The 23,144-nt window shown below is 69.9% G+C and carries 7 protein-coding genes; 1 reads left to right on the top strand and 6 read right to left on the bottom strand.

Features of this window, described 5'->3' with window-relative positions; genetic code table 11:
• Positions 1 to 354: 354 nt before the first annotated feature.
• From POL67_RS14320 to POL67_RS14345, 6 genes are all read right to left on the bottom strand, one after another.
• Entirely contained in the window at positions 355 to 6,282 is a 5,928-nt protein-coding gene (locus tag POL67_RS14320) for an AAA family ATPase (protein WP_271917907.1), read from the bottom strand.
• A 174-nt stretch (positions 6,283 to 6,456) separates the two neighbouring features.
• Positions 6,457 to 12,399: an AAA family ATPase gene (locus POL67_RS14325; protein ID WP_271917908.1), complete on the bottom strand. Its 5,943-nt coding sequence runs from the start codon at positions 12,397 to 12,399 to the stop codon at positions 6,457 to 6,459.
• Positions 12,400 to 12,510: 111 nt separating this feature from the next.
• Positions 12,511 to 13,137 carry an isochorismate family cysteine hydrolase YcaC gene (gene ycaC / locus POL67_RS14330; RefSeq protein WP_271917909.1) on the bottom strand — a complete coding sequence of 209 codons (627 nt, stop codon included), beginning with the start codon at positions 13,135 to 13,137 and terminating at the stop codon, positions 12,511 to 12,513.
• Between the two features lie 60 nt (positions 13,138 to 13,197).
• The gene (locus tag POL67_RS14335; RefSeq protein WP_271917910.1) at positions 13,198 to 17,067 is read right to left on the bottom strand and encodes a protein kinase domain-containing protein; all 3,870 of its coding nucleotides are present in this window, start codon (positions 17,065 to 17,067) and stop codon (positions 13,198 to 13,200) included.
• Positions 17,068 to 17,164: 97 nt separating this feature from the next.
• Complete coding sequence (locus POL67_RS14340) at positions 17,165 to 18,874, bottom strand: sensor histidine kinase (RefSeq protein WP_271917912.1); 1,710 nt, start codon at positions 18,872 to 18,874, stop codon at positions 17,165 to 17,167.
• 178 nt (positions 18,875 to 19,052) lie between these two features.
• Positions 19,053 to 20,660, bottom strand: coding sequence for a hypothetical protein (locus POL67_RS14345; protein WP_271917913.1), 1,608 nt, complete (start codon positions 20,658 to 20,660; stop codon positions 19,053 to 19,055).
• 56 nt (positions 20,661 to 20,716) lie between these two features.
• On the opposite strand from POL67_RS14345, the gene POL67_RS14350 reads away from it, so the two are divergent.
• Positions 20,717 to 22,975 (top strand): ArnT family glycosyltransferase, encoded by a 2,259-nt coding sequence (locus POL67_RS14350; protein WP_271917914.1) that lies wholly within the window; start codon positions 20,717 to 20,719, stop codon positions 22,973 to 22,975.
• The last annotated feature ends 169 nt before the right edge of the window (positions 22,976 to 23,144 follow it).

Genomic DNA, 23,144 nt, shown 5'->3' on the forward strand with positions numbered 1-23,144 from the left:
GGATCGTACAGGCGGCACGCAATCCAGATGGGTGGCGAAGGCTTGCTCTCTCTTCGGACCGGGTGGAGGGCGTCGACGACCGGGTCGAAGGGGTCGGGTGACCGGGTCGAAGGGGTCGCATGACCGGGTGGAGGCGGTCGGCGACCGGGTGGAGGGCGTCGACGACCAGGTCGAGGGGGTCGGGTGACCGGGTCGAGGGGGTCGCATGACCGGGTGGAGGCGGTCGGCGACCGGGTGGAGGGGATCACACGACCGGGTCGAGGAGGTCAGCGACCGGGTGGAGGGGGTCGCATGACCGGGTCGAGGGGGTCGGCGAGCATGCCTTCCATGCGGCTGCGGATGCGCGGTAGAAGCTCAGCCGCCGCTCGGCTGGCTCGACGAGGGGTCGGGCGAAAGCGGCAGCTCGACCCGGAAGGTCGATCCCTTTCCGACCTCGCTCGACAAGACGATACGCCCGCCGTGCGCCTCGACGATGGTGCGGGTGATGTAGAGGCCGAGCCCGAGCCCCCCGTAATGGCGTGACGAGACGCCGCGGCGAAATCGCTCGAAGAGCTGCGCCTGTACCTCGGCCGGGATCCCGATCCCGTGGTCGGTCACCAAGAGGCGCGCGACCTCTGCCTCGGCGTCGATCGTGATCTCGATGGGTCGGTCTTCCCCGAACTTGATGGCATTCGTGAGGAGGTTCGTCACGATCTGTTCCAGCCGGTGTGGATCCCACCGGCCGATGACCGGCGCCTCCGCGCGTACGGTGAGCGTGCTGCCGCATCGCGCGATCTGGTCGCCGAGGTTTGCGACGACGTCGGCGACCAGTTCACACAGATCGACGCGCGAGGTGTTCAGCTCGAGCCTCCCCGCCTGGATCCGCGAGACGTCGAGGAGCATGTCGACGAGGTTGTCGAGGCGCTTGATCTGGCGCCCGGAGAGGACGACCGCCGCGCGCACGCGCTCGGCGTCCATGCCCCGCGAAAGCCTTTGCTCGATCGATTGAATGGCGAGCTGCAGGCTGGTGAGCGGGGTGCGGAGCTCGTGGGAGGCGACGGAGAGGAAATCGTCGCGCAGGTGGACCGCCTCCTCGGCCGCGGCGCGCGCGTGCCGCTCGTCGAGCAGCAGCCGATCGCGCTGCTGCTCGGCTTGCACGCGCGCGGTGACGTCGCGGAAGCTGAAGACACGCCCGACCACGCGATCGCCGAGCCGCTGCGGCTGCGAATAACGCTCGAAGACCCGACCGTCCGCGAGCGAGAGCACGTCGAAGCTGCTCTCCTCGGGCGAGGAATAGAGAGAGACGACCCTTCGCTCGAACGACGCGGGCTCTTGGAGCTGGTCGCTCACGAACGCACGGAACACGTCGTCCGAACCGGAGGCGAGCACCTCGTCGGGGATACGCCAGATCTGCACGAACCTTCGATTGAAGCGCACGGCGCGCCGCGCGTCGTCGACGACGAGGATGCCGTCCGCCGTCGATTCGAGCGTGGCCTCGAGGAGCGAGTACGAATGGCGCAGCACCTCCTCGGCGCGCCGGCGCGCGGTGACGTCGGTCGCGATGCCGCAGATGCCGTAGGGGTTCCCGGCGGGATCACGGAGCGGGAATTTGACGCACGTGAACGTGCGCATCTCCTCCCCATCCAACGCCGACTCGTCGTATTCGAGGGCCCGGTTCTCACGCAGGACACGGAGATCGTGGGCGCGATATTCATCGGCCATCTCGCGCGTGAAGAGCTCGTGGTCGGCCTTGCCGAAGACCTCGTCGCGGTGCATGTGGACGAGCTCCTCGAAGCCGCGGTTCGTGAAGATGAAGCGACCTTCGAGGTCCTTGGCGAAGATGACGGCCATCGTGTTGTCCACGATGGAGTAGAGAAACTGCTGGCTTTTTCGAACGGACGCCTCCGCGCGCCGCCGCTCCGCGTTCTCCTGCGCGAGATCCGCATAAAGGCGCGCATTCTCGATGGAGATGGCCGCCTGGGCCGCGAGCAGCCGGATCACCTCGACACGATCGGGCGTGAAAGCCGAGCGGGCGAGGTCGTTCTCCAGGTAGATCACGCCGGCGAGGCAGCCCTTGTAGACGATGGGCGCGGCGAGCGAGGAGCGGGGCCGCGCGTTTTCGAACCAGGGATCGTGTCCGAACGGCCCGTCGTTCGCGCGGTCGTCGAGGACGACCGTCTCGCACGTGCGAGCCACGTAGGTCACGAGGCCGGCCGGCAGGTCCGCGCGGCCCTCGAGGGGCGTCGCGCCGAGCGCGCGGACGGACGCCTCTCCGATGCGGTGCTCGACCTCGACGACGAGCCGTCCGTCGCGCAGGAGCAGGAGGACGCCTCGCCGCGCGCCGGCGTTCTCGACGAGGATGCGCATGAGCGTGTCGAGCAGGCGGTCGAGGACGATCTCGCCCGAGATGGCCTGGGAAGCCTTGAGCACCGAGTCGATGTCGAGCGCGGCGGCCCCCGTGCCCCGCGCGCCGCGGAGGCTCTCGCCGGGGACGAGATCGGGGTACGCGTGCTCGAGGCGCCGCATCGCCTCCGTCGCGCCCCATCGGCCGTAGGCCCTGTGCGCCTCGGTGAGGTAGGCGCGGGCGATGGTGGTCTTGCCGAGAGCGTGGAAGGAGAGGCCGGCGAGCTCGTTGGCGAGCGCCTCGTCGTGGAGGTAGCCGCCGCGCGCTGCGAGGGCGATCGCCTCGTCGTAGCGATTCCACGCGGCGAGCGTGTCGCCGCGGACGCGCGCGAGCTCGGCGCCGAGCAGGGCGCTGCGGTGCGCCACGTTCTCCGGGCAGAAGTTCGCCCAGCGCGAGAGCTTTTCAGCAACGATCTCCGCGCGGGCGAGGAAGAGCGCGCGCTCGTCCGGGGAGACCACGTCCGCCGCCTGCGTGAACGCGATGCCGGCGTAGAAATGGAACACGGGGGTGGCGTGCCAGGCCTCCACGTTCGGGAACTCGATGTCCAGCGGGAGCGCGGTGCGCGCCGCTTCCTCGAACGCGCCCTGGAAGACGTCGAGTAGAACGGTGAAGATGTAGGCGACGAAGAGCGAGCCCTGGTTGTCGATCCGGCGGCACTCCTCCATCACCTCGTCGATGTCGATCCACGCGCCCTTGAGCTTGGTCGGGTGCGCGGTCTCGACCGAGAGCTGGTGCGCGAGCTGTGCGACCGCGCCGACTGTCCAGGTGATGGCATTGAACTTGTCCAGCTTCCGCATCGGCTGGTAGCTCTGCGCCTCGGCGAGGATATCGGCGAGCGGCAGGCCGCGCAGGAGGCTGTTCGTGCTGGCGTTCATCGTGGCGTAGAACGCCCAGATGTACTGGCCCGTCTCGAGCCCGGCGTGGATCCCCGCGAGAAACGAAGTCTTGCAGGCGGGGTAGCCCTCTCTCCAGTACTGCACGAAGGCGCCCCACAGGTTCCAGAGCATCGCTTCGGAGTTCTTGTCCGGATAGCGCTCCGAAAGGTCGAAGGCGGCGCGGCCGAAGCGGTAGCCGAGCTCGATGTCGCCGCGGCCGCAGAGGAACGCCCCGAAGTTGATGCAGCCGTAGATCGCGTGCTTCGACAGCCCGTGACGCAGCGTGTTTTCGAGGACCTTCGCGACCGTGATGCCGTAGTTGTTGGGGCTCAAGAACCAGCAGGGAGAAAGGAGCTCCTGGAGCACGTCCTGCATGGCGCGGATCTCCGGATCCGCGAGCGGCGGCAGGTCTGGCAGCGCTTCGAGCGTCTTTTCCTGGACGAGAGCCATCGTCGCTCGGATCTGGGCGTCGACCATGGCTTCGTCGGGGAACGGGGGCAGGTCGATCCCGAATGGGCGCAGGGCCGCGAGTCCCTCCGCGAGCGCGGCGTGCAGGTCATTCTTGAGCACCTGCACGCTCATCTTGAGCCGCAGCACCTCGGTGCGATCGAGCCTCCCTTTGGTGTGCGGGAGGCAGCGTTCGAGCTCGGCGAGGCCCTCGTCGTGCCGGCCCGAGAGCGCGAGCATGAGGCCCGTTTTCTTCGCGTACGCGAGGCGGAGCGCATGATGCGAGGTCCAGGCGTCCGCCGGCAGGCGTGAGAGGCCCTCTTCGAGGTGGTCGAGGGCGGCGCCGAAGGCGGCCGATTCCTCGGCGCGGATCGCGGCGTCGAGGTTCATGCGCGCGAGGCGCAGGCGTTCGGCGCCGTCCGCGATGAGGTCCCCCGCGGCATTCAGGTGGCCGACGACGTCGAAGAGGTTTTGGCTGACCGTAAGATCGGTGTGTCCCGCGAGGTACCGGCCGACGCGGAGGCGGTAGGCAGGCCGCTCCTCCTCCGGGATCATCGCATAAGCGCCCTCCTGGACCTTGTCGTGGGCGAAGCGGTAGCCGCTCCGGTCGACGAGGAGCAGCCCCTCCTCGACGGCGCGCGAAAGGCGGCTGCACGCCTCCTCGGGCGAGCAAGCGAGCAAGGCTGCGAGCACGTCGAGGTCGAAGCGACTTCCGATTGCCGCGGCGATCCGCAGCGCCTCCTGCGTTCGCGCCGGCAGACGCCCGATGGTGCGCACCATGAGGTCGACGACGTTTTCCGAGTACGCGAGCGCTTCGATCTTCGCGAGATCCCACCGCCACCCCGCGTCGGACGTGTACGTGAGCACGCCGTGGTCGTGGAGGGACTGAACCAGACGTTTGACGAAGAACGGGTTGCCTCCCGTCTTTTTGAGCACCACGTCGGCGAGCGGGCCGGTGTCCTCGCGTTCGAGGCAATCGCCGAGCATGGCGAGCAGGTGGCGCCGTTCGAGCGGGGCGAGGACGATGTCGCGCACCGAGAGCCCTCCGCGCTCGAGCTCCCCGAGCGTCCCCATGAACGGATGCGCGGGCGACACCTCGTTGTCGCGGTAGGCGCCGCAGAAGAAGACCGCTTCGAGCGAATCGTCGGCGAGGAGGGCGCGGAGCAATCCGAGGCCCGCGGAGTCGATCCACTGCAGGTCGTCGAGGAAAAGGACGAGCGGGTGCTCGTGCCGCGCGAACACCGAGACGAGCCGCAAGAAGCACCGGTTCAGGCGGTTCTGGGCTTCGAGCGGGCTCAGCGCAGGGACGGGCGGCTGCGGGCCGATCACGTGGGACAGGGAGGGGATGACGTCGCAGACGACCTGCCCGTTTGGCCCGAGCGCTTCGAGGAGCGCGCTCCTCCACCGGAGGATACGCGCCTCGCTCTCGGCGAGGATCTGCCGCACGAGGCCATCGAATGCCTGGATGAACCCGCTGTAGGGCGCTGCGCGGTGGTACTGGTCGTGCTTGCCGCCCGTGAAGTAGCCCTTCTGGCGCGCGAGCGGTTTCAGGATCTCCTGCACGAGCGAGGACTTGCCGATGCCCGAGTAGCCGGAGACGAGCACGATTTCCCGGCTCCCCGCGAGCGCGCATTCGAACGCAGAGGTGAGCGCCTGGATGTCTTGCTCGCGGCCATAAAGCTTCTGGTGGATCCGGAAGAGGTCGGCGCGATCGTGCTCCCCTGGCAGGAAAGGCGCGATGCACCCTCCGCTTTGCAGGACCTCGCGGCAATGACGGAGGTCGAAGAGCAAGCCATCGGCGCTCTGGTAGCGGTCCTCGGCGTTTTTTTCGAGAAGCTTGAGCACGATTCCGGAGATCGCCTCGGGAATGGTTGGATCGAGGCTGGAAGGGCGCGCGGGCGAGACGGCGAGGTGCGCGTGGATGAGCTCCATGGGATCGACGCCCTCGAAGGGGGGGCGGCCCGTGAGCGTCTGGTAGAGAATGGTCCCGAGCGCATAGAGATCGGTCCGGGAATCGACGCCGCGGTTCATCCGACCCGTCTGCTCGGGGGCGACGTAGGGCAGTACGTCGACGAGCACCCGAGGTGCGTAGAGCAGCTCGTGCGCGCGGGTGATCTCCGCGTCGGCGCCGAATCCGGAGATCTTGATCGCGCCGCCCTCGCCGAGGAGCACGTTCCGCGGGCGGAGATCGCGGTGGCCGAGCCCCTCGGCGTGCATCGCGGCGAGGCCTTCGGCGAGCGCGATCGCGAGATCGAGGGCCTCGCCCACGGGCATCCGGTGCGTGGGGCGCGCGGCGAGGGCCTGCGCGAGGTCGCGGCCCGGAACGTCTTCGAGCATGACGATCAGCGCGCCCGCGCGCTCCTCGACGCCCCGCACCGCGACGAGGCGCGAGGAGGCGAGGCGGGCGAGGCGCTCGTATTGCTGCTTGAAGCGCGCGATTTCGGCGGCGCGCGCCCCCTCGGGGCGCAGGACCTTGAGCAGAACGGTTGTGTCTCCCTCGCGGCGCGCGCGGTAGAGGGTGAAGTAGGCGGTCTCCTCGGTCTTCTCACCGAACGCGTAGCCTGGGCCGGCCGTCATCGGAAAACCTCGCTCGACTGCCAGGCGCGGGCGCGAGCGATCTGTTTATGCCACAGGATCGATGCCACGGAGCGGGTTTCCGCGTTCGCCAGGCCGGGGGGCCGAGCCGTCCCCCGCGTCCCGCCGTCTCGGCGAGAATGCCTTCCATGCGGCTGCGGATGCGCCGGTCGAAGGTCATCCGCCGCTCGGCTCGCTCGACGATGGGTCCGGCGAAAGCGGCAGCTCGACCCGGAAGGTCGACCCCTGGCCCACCTCGCTCGACAAGAAGATCCGCCCGCCGTGCGCCTCGACGATGGTGCGGGTGATGTAGAGGCCGAGCCCCAGCCCCCCGTAATGGCGCGAAGACACGCCGCGCTGAAATCGCTCGAAGAGGTGTGTCTGCACCTCGGCCGGGATCCCGATCCCGTGGTCCGTCACCGAGAGCCGCGCGCACGGCCCCTCGCTCTCGATCGTGATCTCGAGGGGCTTTTCCTTTCCGAATTTGATGGCATTCGTGAGGAGGTTCGTCACGACCTGCTCCAGCCGGTACGGGTCCCAAAAGCCGACGACCGGCGGCCCTGCGCGCACGTCGAGCGTGCTGCCGGACTGCGCGATCTGGTCGCCGAGGTGGGTCACGACCTCCTCGACGAGCGCTCGCAGATCGACGCGCGTCGGGTTCAATTCGAGCCTCCCCGCCTGGATCCGGGAGACGTCGAGGAGCATGTCGACGAGGGTGGCGAGGCGCTTGATCTGCCGCCCGGAGAGGGCGACCGAGGCGCGCACGCGCTCGGGGTCCATGCCTCGGGAGAGCCGCTGCCCGAGCGATTGAATGGCGAGCTGCAAGCTGGTGAGCGGGGTGCGGAGCTCGTGGGAGGCGATGGAGAGGAAATCGTCGCGCAGGCGGACCGCCTCCTCCGCCGCGGCGCGCGCGTGCTGCTCGTCGAGCAGGAGCCGATCCCGCTGCCGCTCGGCGTGCACGCGCGCGGTGACGTCGCGGAAGCTGAAGACACGCCCGACCACGCGATCGCCGAGCCGCTGCGGCTGCGAATAACGCTCGATGATCCGCCCATCCCCGAACACGAGGGTATCGATGAAGCTCTCCTCGGGGGCGGCATAGATGGCGCGGACCTTTTGCAGGAACGGTTCGGGTTCGAGGAGCTGGTCGCGGACGAACGAAAGGAAGACGTCGTCCAACCCGCCGGCGAGGACGTCTTCGGGGATGCCCCACATCTCCGCGAACCTGCGGTTGTAGCGCACGGCGTGCCGCGCGCCGTCGACGACGAGGATGCCGTCCGCCGTCGATTCGAGTGTGGCTTCGAGGAGCGAGTAGGAACGGCGCAGCACCTCCTCGGCGCGGTTGCGGGAGGTGACGTCGGTCGAGATGCCTCCCGTGCCATAAGGTTTGCCGGCGGCGTCCCGGAGCGGGAACTTGACCGTCATGAATGCGCGCGCCTGCTCCTCGTACGGCGCCGAGTCGTCGAATTCGATGGCCCGGTTCTCCCGCTCGATACGTCGATCCTGGGCGCGATACCGTTCGGCCACCTCGCGCGGGAGGAAGTCGTGGTCGGTCTTGCCGAGGATCTCCTCGCGGCGCACGTGGTACATCTCTTCGAGGCAGCGATTGACGAAGACGAAGCGGCCCTCGAGGTCCTTGGCGAAGATGACGGCGGTCGTGTTGTCCACGATGGCGTGGAGGAGCTCCTGGCTCTCGCGAACGGACGCCTCCGCGCGCCGTCGCTCCGCGTTCTCCTGCTGGAGGTCCGCATAGAGGCGCGCATTCTCGATGGAGATGGCCGCCTGGGCCGAGAGCAGCCGGATCACCTCGACGCGATCGGGGGTGAACGCCGAGCGGGTGAGGTCATTTTCGAGGTAAATCACGCCGGCGAGGCTGCCCTTGTAGACGATGGGCGCGGCGAGCGAGGAGCGAGGCCGCGCGCTGGCAAACCAGGGATCCCGTCCGAACGGGCCGTCGATCGCGTGATCGTCGAGGACGACCGTCTCGCGCGTGCGCGCCACGTACGTCACGACGCCGGTCGGCAGGTCCGCGCGGCGTTCGAGGGGCGTCGCGCTGCGCGCGTGGACGGGCGCCTCGCCGATGTAATGCTCCGCCTCGACGACGAGCTGTCCATTGCGCAGGAGCAGGAGGACGCCGCGCCGCGCGCCGGTGTTCTCGACGAGGATACGCATGAGCGCGTCGAGCAGGCGGTCGAGGACGATCTCGCCCGAGATGGCCTGGGAAGCCTTGAGCACCGAGCCAATGTCGAGCGCGGTGCCGGCCGGCCCGGCGGCCGCGGGGCCCCTCGCGCCGCGGAGGATCTCGTTCGGGACGAGGTCGGGGTACGAGCGTTCGAGGCGCCGCATCACCTCGGTCGCGCCCCATTGGCCGTAGACCCGGTGGGCCTCGGTGAGGTAGGCGCGGGCGATGGTGGTCTTGCCGAGCGCGCGGAAAAAAAGGCCCGCGAGCTCGTTGGCGAGCGCCTCGTCGTGGAGGTAGCCGCCGCGCGCTGCGAGGGCGATCGCCTCGTCGTACCGATCGCCGGCCGCGCGCGGGTCGCCACGGGTACGCTCGAGCTCGGCGAGGAGGAGGGCGCTCCGGTGCGCGAGGTTGTCGGGGCAGAGCTCCGCCCAGCGCGAGAGTCTTTCGGCGAGGAGCTCCGCGCGGGCGAGGAAGCACGCGCGCTCGTCCGGCGAGACGGCGTCCGCCGCCTGCGTCAGGGCGACGCCGGCATAGAAATGAAACGCGGGGTTTCCATGCCAGGCCGCCACGCCGGGGATTTCGGTGTTCATCGGCAGCGCGGTGCGCGCAGCCTGTTCGAATGCGCCCTGGAAGACGCAGAGGATCATGACGTAGAAATGGGCGAAGAAGAGCGAAGCCTGGTTGTTGATCCGGCGGGACGCCTCGATCACCTCGCCGATGTCGACCCACCGGCCCTCGAGCTTTTCGGGGTGCGTGGTCTCGACGGAGAGCTGGTGCGCGAGCTGTCCGGCCGCGCCGACCATCCAGGTGATGGTATTGAACTCGTCGAGCTTGCGCATCGGCTGGTAGCTCTGCGCCTCGGCGAGGAGGTCGGAGAGCGGGATGCCGCGCAGGAGGCTGTTCGTGATGCCATTGACCGTGTTGTAAAACGCCCAGATGTACTGGCCCGTTTCGAGCCCGGCGTGCATCCCCGCGAGCAGTGACGCCTTGCAGGCGGCGTAGCCCTCTCGCCAGTGCTGCACGAAGCCGCCCCACATGTTGTGGAGCATCGCCTCGGAGTTCTTGACCGCGAAGCGCGCTGCGAGGTCGATGGCGGCGTGGCCAAAGCGGTAGCCGAGCGTGATGTCGCCGCGGGCGCAGAGGAACATCCCGAAGTTCATGCAGCCGGAGATCGAATTCTTCGAGAGCCCGTAGCGCAGCGTGTTCTCGAGGATCTTCGCGACCGTGATGCCGAGGTTGTTCGTGGCCAGGAAGTAGCAGGGGACAAAGAGCTCCTGGAGCACGTCCTGCATGGCCAGGATCTCCGGGTCCACGAGCGGCGGCAGGCTGGGCAGCGCTTCGATCGTCGTTTCCCGGACGAGATCCATCGCCCTCTGCACCTCGGCGTCGAGCATGGCTTCGTCGGGGAAGGCGGGCAGGTCGAGCCCGAATCCGCGGAGGGCCGCGAGCCCCTCCGCGAGCGCGGCCGGCAGGTCGTTCTTGAGCACCTGCACGCTCATCTTGAGCCGGAGCACCTCGGTGCGATCGAGCCTGCCCTCGGTATGTTCGAGGCAACGCCCGAGCTCGGCGAGGCCCTCGTCGTGCCGACCGGCGAGCGCGAGCATGAGGCCCATTTTCTTCGCATACGCGAGGCGGAGGGCATGCGTTGACGTCCAGGCGTCTTCCGGCAGGCGCGAGAGGCCCTGCTCGAGGTAGTGCAGGGCGGAGCCGAACGCGGCCGACTCCTCGGCGCGGAGGGCGGCGTCGAGGTTCATGCGCGCGAGGCAGAGGCGCTCGGCGCTGTCCGTGACGAGGTCGCCCGCGGCGTTCAAGTGGCCGACGACGTCGAAGAGGCTCGGGCCGTCCGCGAGATCCATGTGCCCTGCGAGGTGCCGGCCGATGCGGAGGCGGTAGGCGGCCCGATCTGCCTCGGGGATCATCGCGTACGCGCCCTCCTGGACCTTGTCGTGCGCGAAGCGGTAGCCGCTCCGGTTGGCGACGAGCAGCCCCTCCTCGACGGCGCGCCCCAGGCGGCCATACGCCTCCTCCGGCGAGCAAGCGAGCAAGGCGGCGAGCAAGTCGAGGTCGAAGCGACTCCCGATCGCCGCGCCGAGCCATAACGATTCCTGCGTTCGCGCCGGCAGCCGCCCGATGGTGCGCACCATGAGGTCGACGACGTTCTCCGTGTACGCGAGCGCTTCGATCCGCGCGAGATCCCACCGCCACCCCGCGTCGAACGTGTACGTGAGCACGCCGTGGTCGTGGAGGGACTGAACGAGACGTTTGACGAAGAACGGGTTGCCTCCCGTTTTCTTGAGCACCACGTCGGCGAGCGGGCCGGTGTCCTCGCGTTCGAGGCAATCGCCGAGCATGGCGAGCAGGTGGCGCCGCACGAGCGGGGCGAGGACGATATCGCACACCAAAAGCCCTCCACGCTTGAGCTCCCCGAGCGTCCTCATGAACGGGTGCGCGGGCGACACCTCGTTGTCGCGGTAGGCGCCGCAAAAGAAGAGCGCTTCGAGCGAAGGGTCGGCGAGGAGGGTGCGGAGCAATCCGAGGCCCGCGGCGTCGATCCACTGCAGGTCGTCGAGGAAAAGGACGAGCGGGTGTTCGTGCCGCGCGAACACCGAGACGAGCAGCAAGAAACACTGGCTCAGGCGGTTCTGCGTTTCGAGGGGGCTCAGCGCAGGGACGGGCGGCTGCGGGCCGATCACGTGGGACAGGGAGGGGATGACGTCGCAGACGACCTGCCCGTTGGGCCCGAGCGCTTCGAGGAGCGCGCTCCGCCACCGGAGGATACGCGCCTCGCTTTCGGCGAGGATCTGTCGCACGAGGCCATCGAATGCCTGGATGAACCCGCTGTAGGGCGTCGCGCGGTGGTACTGGTCGTGTTTGCCGCTCGTGAAGTAGCCCTTCTGCCGCGCGAGTGGTTTCAGGATTTCCTGCACGAGCGAGGACTTGCCGATGCCCGAATAGCCGGAGACGAGCACGATTTCCCGGCTCCCTGCGAGCGCGCGTTCGAATGCAGAGGTGAGCGCCTGGATGTCGTGCTCACGGCCGTAGAGCTTCTGGTGGATCCGGAAGAGGTCGGTGCGATCGTGCTGCCCGGGGAGGAAAGGCGTGATGTGCCCGCGGTTTTGCAAAACCTCGCGGCAGTGCTGGAGGTCGTCGAGCAAGCCTTCGGCGCTCTGGTAGCGGTCCTCGGCGTTTTTCTCGAGCAGCTTGAGCACGACGCCGGAGACCGCCTCGGGGATGGCCAGATGAAGGCGGGAGGGCGGCGTGGGCGAGACGGCGAGGTGCGCGTGGATGAGCTCCATGGGATCGACGCCCTCGAAGGGGGGGCGGCCCGTGAGCGCCTGGTAGAGAAGGGTCCCGAGCGCATAAAGATCGGTCCGGTCATCGACGCCGCGGTTCATCCGACCCGTCTGCTCGGGGGAGACGTAGGGCAGCACGTCGGCGAGCACGGTCGGCGCGTAGAGCATTTCGTGCGCGCGGGTGATCTCGGCGTCGGCGCCGAAGCCGGTGATCTTGACCGCGCCGCCCTCGCCGAGGAGCACGTTCCGCGGGCGGAGATCGCGGTGAACGAGCCCCTCGGCGTGTAGGGCGGCGAGGCCTTCGGCGAGCGCGATCGCAAGATCGAGCGCCTCGCCCACGGGCATCCTGCGTGAAGGACGCGCGGCGAGGGTCTGCGCGAGGTCGCGGCCCGGGAAGTCTTCGAGGACGACGAGCAACGCGCCGGCGCGCTCCTCGACGCCCCGCACCGCGACGAGGCGCGGCGAGGTGATATGCGCGAGGCGTTCGTACTGCTGCTTGAATCGAGCGATTTCGGCGGAGCGCGCGCCCTCGGGGCGCAAGACCTTGAGCAGGACGGCCGTGTCGCCCTCGCTGCGCGCGCGGTAGAGGGTGAAGGAGTCCGTCTCCTCGGTCTTTTCGCCGAGCGCGTAGCCTGTACCGGCCATCATGGGAAAACCTCGCTCGTCTGCCGGGCGCGGTCGCGAGCGATCTGTTTATGCCACAGGGGCGATGCCGCGGAGCGGGTTTCCGGGTTCGCCAGGCCGGGGGGCCAAGCCGTACTACTTGGTTGCTTTGAGCGTGGTGTAGGCGGTGATCAGATTCCGGTAGTCCGGGATGTGGTTCGAGAACAACGTTCCCAGGCCCTCCACGTCGTTCCGCCAGTCGCGGTGCAGCTCGCATGCGACCCCGAACCAGCTCATGAGCTGCGCGCCGGCGGCGGCCATGCGCCTCCACGCGGCGTCCCGGGTCACCTCGTTGAACGTGCCCGAGGCGTCGGTGACCACGAAGACCTCATACCCTTCCTCCAGGGCCGAGAGCGCCGGGAATGCCACGCAGACCTCGGTGACGACGCCGGCGATGAGGAGCTGCTTTTTCCCGGTCGCCTTGACCGCGCGGACGAAGTCCTCGTTGTCCCAGGCGTTGATTTGCCCCGGGCGCGGAATGAACGGTGCGTCGGGGAACATCTGCTTGAGCTCGGGCACGAGCGGGCCGTTCGGGCCGTCCTCGAAGCTGGTGGTCAGGATCGTCGGCAGTTTGAAGTACTTCGCGAGGTCGGCCAGGGCGAGGACGTTGTTCTTGAACTTGTCGGGATCGAAGTCGCGGACGAGCGACAGCAATCCGGCCTGGTGGTCGACGAGCAGGACAGCGGCGTTGTTCTTGTCGAGACGGGTATAGGGCGTGCTCATGATGGATCCTTCTCCTCGGGGAGGTATGTACACCCGTCTGCGGATCCCACGTCCCGAATTTCATCCGTACGTTTCCAGCAGCGTACACAGCCGCACGTGCACGGGGACGCGGCCCAGGTAGCTCTCGCGGAGCGCGGGATCGGCGATCTTCTCGAGCTGCGCCTCGGTTGCCTCTTTCAAGTGGACCAGCGTCGTCACGGCTTTGCCGCGCTCTCCGAGGGCGTCGAACGCCTGGAACAAGACGAGGCCGAGCGCGACGCGTCGGCGGTGATCCACGACCCCAAGCGCTTCGCCTTGCGCGAGCGCCTCCTCGCAGAGGGCCTGCGCCTCGTCGGCCCGACCTGCGGAGAGGCGCGCTGCGGCGCGTACGGTCGTGTGCCAGAGCTCCGCGAGGGGCATGCCCTTCACGGCAGGCTCGAGATCCACGAGCGCAGGCTCGACGTCGTCGAGGTCCCCGCCCTCGACGCGCGCTTCGAGGATCGCGAGGCGCGCGTACAGGCCGAGCAGGCCTTCGTCGAGCGCGTCGGCCTCCTTCGCGACGGCCTCGCCGAGGCGGATGCCCTCCGCGATCGCCCCCCGATCGAGCGCGATCGAGGAGAGCACGCATCGGCCGAGCAGCACGGCCTGGCTGCCGGGAGGCGACGCGGCGAGCGCGCGCTCGACGAGGGCGCTCGCCTCCTCGAACGCGCCGAGCGCGAGGAGAAGCGAGGCCACGTGGATCTCGGCGTGGGGCCCGTAGCGCTGGTCGCCCGCCTCGCGGAAGCCACGCGCGCTCAGGCGGTGGAGCTCGAGCGCGTCCCACAGGTCTTGCTCGACGTGGCGCGCCCAGCACCCCTGGGCGTGGGCGAGCCACGCCATGACCGATGGATCCACCGCCGCGAGGCCCATCGAGAGGTCCTCCATGCGCCGCAGGTACCGCTTGGCCGAGGCCCACTGGCCCGTGAGGAGCTGGGTGTTCATGGCCATCGTGAAGGCCCAGGCGAGCGCCGGGATCGCCTCGGGCTGGGGCACGACGTGGAGCAGCTCGGCCATGGCGTCGCCGAGGACGTCGAAGCGGCGGAGCATGAGGCCGTTGCTGATGACGCCGCCGAGCGCGCGGATATGGCTGAGGCTGCCGGGCTCGGCGAGGAAGAGCGCGACCTGCGCCGCCTCGTGCGCCCGGACGTACTGGCAGCTCCAGGTCCAGGCGTCGGTCTGGATGGCCCGGAGCACGGCCGCGTCCGCGCCGGCCGCGCCGAGGCCGAGCGCCGCGTCGGCGAGCGAGACCGCGGCCTTGTTGTCGCCCGCGGCGAGGGATTGCTCGGCCGCGCGCACGTAATAACCGATGGCCCGGCTCGCGTCGCCGGCGCGGCCGAAATGCTCGGCGAGGACCTTGGGATCTTTCTCCCCGGCCGCGAGCAACCACGCGCCCGCCCGCGCGTGCGCCAGGGCGCGATCCCGCTCCGTCAGCGTCGCATAGGAGCCTTCCTGGAGGAGGGAGTGCCGGAAGGCGTATTCGACGCGCCCGGAAAACCGGCTCGTTTTGCGACGGAAGGCAAGCTCGCGTGCTTCGAGGCAAGCGAGCATCGTGGTGACGGATTCGAGGGGCTCGCCGGCGACCGTGGCGAGGGCGTCGGCCCAGAAGGCTTCGCCGAAGACGCTGGCGACGCGCAGGAGGCGACGCTCTTCGGGGCCGAGCGCGGCGAGGCGGGATTCGACGAGGCCAAGCGCGGTCTCGGGCACCTCGCCGCCGCGGCCCTCGGCCACGGCCCGCACGAGCTCTTCCAGGTAAAACGCATTGCCGCCGGCCCGCGCGACGACACGGTCGATTTCCTCGGCCGAGATGCGGTCGCCCATGTAATGCCGCACGAGCTCGGTGGCCGCGCGGCCCGACAATGCGCGGAGGCGGATCTCCTGCGCGTCGTGTTGCTCCCACAGGCGCGGGAAGAGCTGTCGCACCTCGGGCCGGCCGAGCGCGAGCACCACGAACGGGCGGTGCGGGAGGGCGCGGAGCGCGGCGTCGACGAGCTTGATCGAGGCGGCGTCCCCCCATTGCAGGTCTTCGAGCACGAGGAGGCGCGGCCGGGCCGAGAGCTCGGCCGCGAGGAGGTCGACGTACACCTCGCGGATGCGATCGGCCATGAGCGCCGCGCTTTGCCGCGCCGCGCGGAGCTTGGGGCTCTGATCGTCGGGGTAGGGGATGCCCACCATCTCGCCGAGGAATTCGAGGACGTGCCTCTGCCGATCGGGCGCGAGGTGCTTGCCGAACGTGTCTTCGAGCTTCTGGCGGCGCACGGCGAAGGGCTCGCCGGCGGTGATGCGGGCCGTGTGCTGCAGCGCCGCGGCGATGACCGAGAAGGGCGAGCCCTGCCCAAGGAGGTCGCCGCGGCCGAGCTCGATGACGGCGTCGGGCCAGGCGGCGGCGATGCGCGTCTCGACCTCGCGGCGCAGGCGTGATTTCCCCATGCCCGCCGCGCCGATCACGAGCACGGCCCGCGCTTCTCTCTCGTCGAAGCTCGCGTGCACGAGCTCCTCGATCATGCGGAGCTCGCGGTCGCGGCCGAGGTACGGGCTCGCGCGCCCGAGGAGCGTGCGTGCTTCCGCCGGGGCCTCGCGCTCGCCTTCGAGGACAAAATCCCCCGAGGCCAGCGCCACGGCGAAGCGGCCGTCGAGCAGCGCCGCCGTGACCTCGTCCATGAGCACCGAGCCCCACGCGTGGCGCGCGCCGTCCTTCAGGAGCACGACGGCGCGTTCGGCGATCTCGCCGATCGGGGCCTTCCCGTCGGCCTCGCCGAGGCCCGTGACGAGGGCGATCGCGCTCGGGGGCAAGAGGGGGCGGAGCGCGAGCGCGGCCCGCGCGGCCCGGATGGCGAGGTCGCTCGCGCTGCCCTCGCCGGAGAGGGTGACGAAGAGCGCGCCGTTCGCGAGCGCCGAGGCATGGGCGCCGAACGGGCGTACGGCCTGCTCGATCGCCGTGACGCGGACGTTGCCGTGCTGCTGGGGCTCGGCGCGCGGGCCCGTCTCCTCCGGTGCGTGGGGCAGGACGGCGACGATGGAGAAGAGGCGCCGCTCCGTGTGCCCGAGATCCGCGCGGCCCGGCGGCGGGCGCATCGAGCCGCGGTCGACGTCCATCGATTCGAGCGCGCGCGCCACCACGCCCGCGTCGCGGGGCCTTCCGTCGGGGTCCTTCGCGAGCAGGCTCGCGACGAGCTCGTCGAGCGCGCGGGGCGTCTCGGGTCGGAGGTCACGCAGGCGCGGCACCTCCTCGAAGAGCAGCCTCGCGAGCAAGGCCATCACGTGGGTGCCCTCGAACGCGGGCCGGCCCGTCACGCACTCGAAGAGCACGGCGCCGAGCGAGAACAGGTCGGCGCGGCCGTCGACCCGAGGTGTTTCGCCGCGCGCCTGCTCGGGCGCCATGTAGCCCGGGGTGCCGATCGTCATCCCGCTCTCGGTGACCCGCCGCGAGGTGCGCACGGTCTGGGCAATGCCGAAATCGATCAATCGGACCTCCTCCACGGAGGAGCCGATCAGGAGCAGGTTGCTCGGCTTGATGTCGCGGTGGATGACCTCGTGGTGGTGGGCGGCTTCGAGCGCCCGCGCGACGCGCGCGCCGAGCTTGATGGTGTCCTCGATGGAGAGGCGCCCGCGGGTGAGCCGCGCCGCGAGGTCCTCGCCCTCGAGCCATTCCATGGCGAGCCAGCGCCCGCCCGTGGCCATCGAGCCGTGCGCGACGTACCGGACCACGTGCGGATGGCGCAGCTCGGCGAGGCTCTGTACCTCGTGGTCGAAGCGGCGCGCCATCTCGGTGTCCTCGTCGCGCACGCGCTTGAGCGCGACCCGCAGGCCCGTGTGCCGGTCGAGCGCCCGATAGACCGTGGCCATGCCGCCCGCGCCGGCGACTCGTTCGATCTCGAACCGATCGTCCACGATGTCGCCCACGCAAAGCCGCATTCCAGGAGCATGTACCGCTCTCGCGACGGATCGACAAGCGCGAGAAAGGGGAGCATGCGCCCCCCTTTTTGTTTCGCAACGAAACGGCAAGTGCGGGTCAGGAGGCGCGGGCGGCCGCGGGGGCGCGGGTCTTCGGGAGCGAGACGGTGAAGGTCGAGCCTTCGCCGGGGTGGCTCGTGAGCGCGATGGCGCCGCCGTGGGCCTCGACGATCTGGCGCACGATGTAGAGGCCGAGGCCGAGGCCGCCGTAATGGCGGGACGAGACCGCGCGCTCGAATCGATCGAAGATGTGCGGCTGGCGATCCTCGGGGATGCCGATGCCGCGATCCTCGACGCAGAGCCATCCCTGCGTGTCGTCGCCCGTGGCCCGCACCCGGACGGGCTTGCCGGCGCCGTACTTGAGCGCATTGCCGAGGAGGTTCGTGACGACCTGGCGCAGACGCGCCCGATCCCACATGCCCCGCACCGGGCGCTCCGCCTCGACGAGGAGCGAGCCGCCCGTGCGCGAGATCTCCTCGCGCAGCTCGCTGGCGGCCTCGCGCGTGAGGGCCGCGAGATCGACCTCTTCGAGCTCCAGATCGAGGTGGCCAGCTTCGAGGCGCGAGACGTCGAGCAGCCGGTCGATGAGGTGCAAGAGGTGCTTGCTTTGCCGATCACTCGTCTCGAGCAGGCGCTCGATCAGCGGCGCGGGCATTCGATCCAGCTTGCCCGCGCGCGCATGCCGGAGGAGCGCCTCGATGCCGAGGCGGAGCGAGGTGCAAGGCGTGCGCAGCTCGTGCGAGGCGATCGAGAGGAACTCGTCGCGCGCGCGGATGGCCTCCTGCGACTCCTCGTAGAGGCGCGCATTCGCGAGCGCGAGCGCCGCGTGGTGGCCGAGGTCCTCGGCGAGCGTGAGGTCGGCCGCGCAGGCCGGGTGGGAGCCGGGCATGCGGGCGAGGGTGATCGCGCCGAGCGTGCGGCCGCGCGCGACCAGGGGCACGGCGACGTACGAGGCGAGGCCGAGCGCGCGGACGAGCTCCTCGCAGGCCGGATCCCGCGTCCCGAGGGCGGCGAGGCGCGCGTCGGTGGTGTCGGGGACCGCGGGGCAGAGCAGCGGCTGGCCGAAGCGGACGACGTGGGAGACGCCGCCGGGCAGGTCGGGCTCGACGCGGATCTGGCCGGGCTTGGCGAGGGCCTCGCGGGCCGGGTCGACGTGGGCGAGGGCGCCGAGGTGCACGCCGCCGTGGCCGTCGACGGTCCACACGGCGCACCAATCGGCGGCGAAGGGGACGCAGAGGTGCGCGAGCCGGGTCGCGGTGTCCTCGTAATCGAGCGTGCCGGAGAGGATGCGGGTCGTCTCGGCGAGGAACGCGGAGCGACGCTCGGCGCGCTCGGCGGCCGCGCGGGCGATCTGCTCTTTTTCGAGGAGCCGATCGCGCTCTTGCTCGGCGCGCCTGCGGTCGGTGATGTCGCGGCCGAGCACGACGAGGCCACGGCGCCGCCCGTCCGGATAAAAGAGCGGGACCTTGTACACGTCGTAGGTGCGGATCGACCCGTCGGGCCGCGGGACGTTTTCCTCGACGCGGGAGAGCTTGCCCGCGTCCCAGGCGACGCTGTCCGTATCCGGACAAACGAGCAAGGCTTCCCGATAAAAGGGCGTGAACGCGGAGAGCTCGGCTTCGCTCTTGCACTGGTAATCGACGCCTTCGAGCCCGAACACCTCGAGCCCGGCGCGATTGACCTGGAGCCAGCGGCCCTCGCCGTCCTTCATGAAGATGGGATCGGGCGAGGCCTCGATGAGCGTTCGAAGCTGCTCCGCGTTGGACATCCCTTGCTCCGGGGAAGCCTCCTCCAGCGGAAACCTGGTCGGCTCGGCGCGTGCTCCGGACGCCGGCGCATGCTCCTGTCGGGCCTCGCGATCCCGCGGGGCACTTCGCATCATGGCCGCCATGAGGCCGCAGCCTACCCCCTCGCGTCAGAGACGCAAGGCAGCGAGGGCTGCAGGATCACAGGCGATCGGGCAGGCCCGAGTCCGCTTTCCGTCGATAAAGCCACCACGTGCCGACGTGGTTCACGGGGACAATCGAGGGGTCCTCGCGAAACATGCCGTCCGGCGAGGTTCGGCTACGAACCAGGAACCAATCGAAAAACCTGCCATTCTGGAGGGGCCGGAACTTGTGCGGCGTCCATTCCCATCGCGTGGGGACGTGCGGCGGAATCACGGCCGAGGGCTCGGACCGGCTCCGATACACGAGCGGCGAGGCGCCGAAGACGGCGAAATGGAAGCTGAGCCAGCCGCCCTTGTCGGCTTGCACGTAGGCCGGCAAATGGATGAAGGGGGTGTTTTTCTTGGTCGAGCCCCCGTGGTCGAAGACGAGATACATGAGGCGGGGGGCCCGCGGGATGTCCTCGGTGATGCGGTGGAAGTCCTCGGTCGCCTGGTCGAAGATGGCGTAATTCGTGGCCACGGCGCGCGCGAGGCCGACCGGCGCGAGGGCGAGCGCGAGGACGAGCGGGGCGCGGAGCAGGGGCGCGCGGGGCAGGTCGGGCAGGAGGCCGAGCGCGACGAACGCGAGCGCTGTGGCCTCGCGCGGGTAGACGTACCACCAGACGCCTTGCTGCATCGGGAGCATCAGGAACGAGAGGAGGAACGCGCCCGCGCAGCCGAGGGCGAGGACGTGGCTGCCGAGGGCGAAGGACCAGGCGCGGCGGTTCCAGGCGGTCGCGCGGCCCGAGAGCACGAACACGAGGAGGGAGACGAGCGCGACGAGGCCCACGGCGCGGTAACTCGTGAGGATCGCGGCGGCCTCGTTCGGATCGTGGAAGCCGCCTTCGAGGAGGAGCGGGCGGAGCTCGTCGAGTCGTTTGAGGTCGAAGCGCGCGAGGTCGATGGGCCCGCCGATGGCCGCCGGCCGGACGCGCGTCCACACGGCGAAGAGCACGAGCGGCGGGGCGAGGGGCGCGAGGATCGGCTGGAAGCGCCGCGTCGCCGGGTACATCACGACGGCCGCGGCGACGACACCCGCGAGGGCGAACGGGAAGCGGAAGACGTGCGTGAAGAAGAGCAGGACGAGGACGGCGGAGAGCGTGAGCTGGCGGCGTCGCGAGGGCGCGTCGAGGAGGAGCAGCGTCACGCCGATCGTCATCGCGAACAGGCCGAGCGCGCCGACGAAGTTGAGAAAGCCCCAGTGCGTGAGGTGGCTCCAGGCGAACGGCAGGGCCGCGAGGCCGAGGAGCGGGCTCTTCTTCATGCCGTGGAAGAGGACGGCGAGGCCCGCGGGCAAGAGCGCGAGCATGGCCACGGCCGCGATCTTCACGGCGACGTGCGTGGGCACGAGGAACATGAAGAGCGCGCCGATCACGTACGAGGACATGTACGGGACGGCGAGCGGGTGCAGCTCGAACTGCTCGCGCAGGTGGTAGCTCGGGTCGAAGAAATGCCGGAGCGCGCCGGTCTGCGCGGCGTGGAACGGCAGGTCCGTCATCGGCGCGTAGCGCGCGGCCGTGAAGGGGTAGGCGACGACGTAGAGGGACGCGGCCAGGGCGACGATCGCGAGGGCCGAAGCCAGGGGACTTTTCTGCACGGCGGCCACGAGCCGCTTTCCGAGACGCACGGGGGCGGCAAGTTACCACGCCCGAAGCGCTTGCCATCCGCTACCCTCGCGCGCGCATGATCCCGAGGCTCTCGCTCCGCTTGCCCCAAGGCTCGGACGGCTTGCCCGTGGCGAGCGCGCGCGAGGCGCGGATCGCGCGGGCGCTGGTCGCCCTGGCGACCGTTTGGTTTTTCCTGGTCGCCGCGTGGGAGATGTTCGGGCCCGTGCTCGCGGGGCACTGGGCCTCGACGGCGAGCATGGGGATCATCGCCGAGAACATGCTGCGCTGGGGGATCCCGGGCCCGGTCTGGGAGTACACGGCGAGCCGGCCCGGCCCGGAGCTCTACTACTGCCACCACCCGTGGGGGATCTTCTGGGTGACGGCGTTCTTCATGAAGATCGTGGGCCGGCACGACGTCGTCTGCCGCCTGGCCGCGATCCTGCTCTCGGCCGCGACGCCGCCGCTGCTCTACGCGATCGGGCGCTCGATCTGGCGGCCCGCGGCGGGCGCGGCGGCGGCCGTGGGGTTCGTCGTGCTGCCGATCACGCTGGCGTTCGCGAGCTTCAACGCGCTCGAAGTGCCGCTCGTGTTCTGGTCGCTGCTCGCGATCTACGGCTGGGTGCGGCTCGTCCAGACGTGGCGGCGGCGCTTCCTCTTCGTGAGCGCGATCGGGCTCTTCATGGCGCTGCACACGGACTGGCCGGCGTTCGTGCTCGCGGGGCAGTGGCTCGGCTTCGGGCTCGTGCGCGGCTACCTCGGCGGGCGCCGGTTCTTCGGGCCGCTCCACGAGCGCAGGTACGCCGAGCTCTGGATCACGTGGGCCGTGCTCTCCGTGCTCACCGGGGTCCTCTACCTCGCGATCTTCCAGAAGGCCGGCAAGCTCGGCGATCTGCTCGCGATTTACGGATCTCGCTCGTCGGGCAACGTGACGCCGCTCTCGGCGGTGCTCGCGAGCCGGCGGTACTGGATCGAGCTCTCGTTCACGCCGATCGCGATCCTGCTCGGGAAGATCGCGGCGGTCGTGTGCGTGCTCCGGCTGCTCGTCACGCGCGCCGAGGTCGAGCTCGCGCCGCTGCTCGTGCTCGGCATGGCGACGTTCCAGTACGTCGTGTTCAAGCAGGGCGCCGACATCCACGTGTTCTGGCCGCAGCCGTTCGGCGCGTACTTCGCGCTCGGGATGGGCGCGCTCGTGGCCACGCTCGCGCCTGGGATGGAGCGGCTCGTCGCGCGCGTGCGTCGGGCGCGGCAAAGGGCCGCGGGCGGCGCTGTCGAGGGCGGGCTCGTCGCGCTGGGGCTCCTGCTCGTGCCGCTCCTGTTCGTGCTTCGGGACGGCGCGCCCGCTGCGCTTTATGCGCGGCAGACGGGCGGTCGGTTCAACGAGAAGGGGCTCGTCATCGACTCCGACGGCGACAAGACCGTGTTCCTGCGCTGGCTCGTCGGGCGTATCCCGCCGGACGCGACGGCCTTTCTGCACGAGAGCATGCACGCGACGTGGGCGCAGGTCTGGTCGCTCGGCGGTCGCGTGGTGAAGACGAACCAGCCGGTGCCGGCGGGGCCGCTGCCGGGGCGCGGAAGCGTGTACGTGATGGACAGCCGGTTCGCGCCGGAGGCGCAGCTCGCGGCTGTGGCGAAGCGGTTCCACGTGACCGCGGTGGGCCCGTTTTGGGCCGTGGTTCCGCGGGAGATGTTCGCGCCGATCGACGCGTACGTGTTCGAGGCGCGCGAGCCGGGGGCGCTCGCGTGGATGTTCGTGAGCGCGACGGAGCCGGTGCGCACGATCGTGCCGGACGCGTTTGCGACGTGGGAAGCCCGCGTGCACTGGGACCAGGAGGCGACGCCGCCCGAGGCGCCGCCGCAGACGCTCGAACAGAAGCGGATCGCGCACAACGTGGCCGTGATGCAGGGCGACGCGGCGCGGGCGGAGGCGCTCTTCGTGGAGATCACGCGGGCGCTCCGGCCGATGGGCGCGGCGTACGAGGACGGGCCGGAGTTTGTGGGATCGCTCTTCCAGCAGGGCGTGCGGCCGCGCCTCGACCTGTTCGTCCGGGCCTCGGGGCCGCTCGCGCCGGGGACGATGCTGTCTGTGCGATCCCGGGTCACGTCGCGGGCTACGCTCTCCACGACGATGGCGGACCCGACGACGCGGGACGTGGGGCTGCCGCTCGGGGTGCCGGTGGAGCGGATGCGGAAGGGGTTTTTGTACGTGGATCCGGTGACGATCGTGAAGAGGCCGGGCGTGGAGGTCTTCCACGCGGCGTTCGTCGGGCGGGGGAAGGCGATGAAGCTCGCGCGGCCGGCGGGGGTGAATGCGGTCGAGGTGCTGCGGCTCGACTGAGGGTCCTGGGACCCCCGTTTCGAGGAGCCGCGGGGGTCGACACGGGGTGACCGCTTCGGCAGATGGCGACCGGCGGGGGTAGCCACGGGGTGACCGCTTCGGCAGATGGCGACCGGCGGGGGTAGCCACAGGGTGACCGCTTCGGCAGATGGCGACCGGCGGGGGTAGC

This window comes from Polyangium mundeleinium (assembly GCF_028369105.1).
GTDB classification, from domain to species: Bacteria; Myxococcota_A; Polyangia; order Polyangiales; family Polyangiaceae; genus Polyangium; species Polyangium mundeleinium.

Excerpts from the sequence above, each read along its gene's own strand:
- POL67_RS14320 (WP_271917907.1), bottom strand. The coding sequence starts at position 6,282 with ATGACGGCCGGCCCAGGCTACGCGTTCGGTGAGAAGACCGAGGAGACC.
- POL67_RS14325 (WP_271917908.1), bottom strand. The coding sequence starts at position 12,399 with ATGATGGCCGGTACAGGCTACGCGCTCGGCGAAAAGACCGAGGAGACG.
- ycaC (WP_271917909.1), bottom strand. The coding sequence starts at position 13,137 with ATGAGCACGCCCTATACCCGTCTCGACAAGAACAACGCCGCTGTCCTG.
- POL67_RS14335 (WP_271917910.1), bottom strand. The coding sequence starts at position 17,067 with ATGCGGCTTTGCGTGGGCGACATCGTGGACGATCGGTTCGAGATCGAA.
- POL67_RS14340 (WP_271917912.1), bottom strand. The coding sequence starts at position 18,874 with ATGTCCAACGCGGAGCAGCTTCGAACGCTCATCGAGGCCTCGCCCGAT.
- POL67_RS14350 (WP_271917914.1), top strand. The coding sequence starts at position 20,717 with ATGATCCCGAGGCTCTCGCTCCGCTTGCCCCAAGGCTCGGACGGCTTG.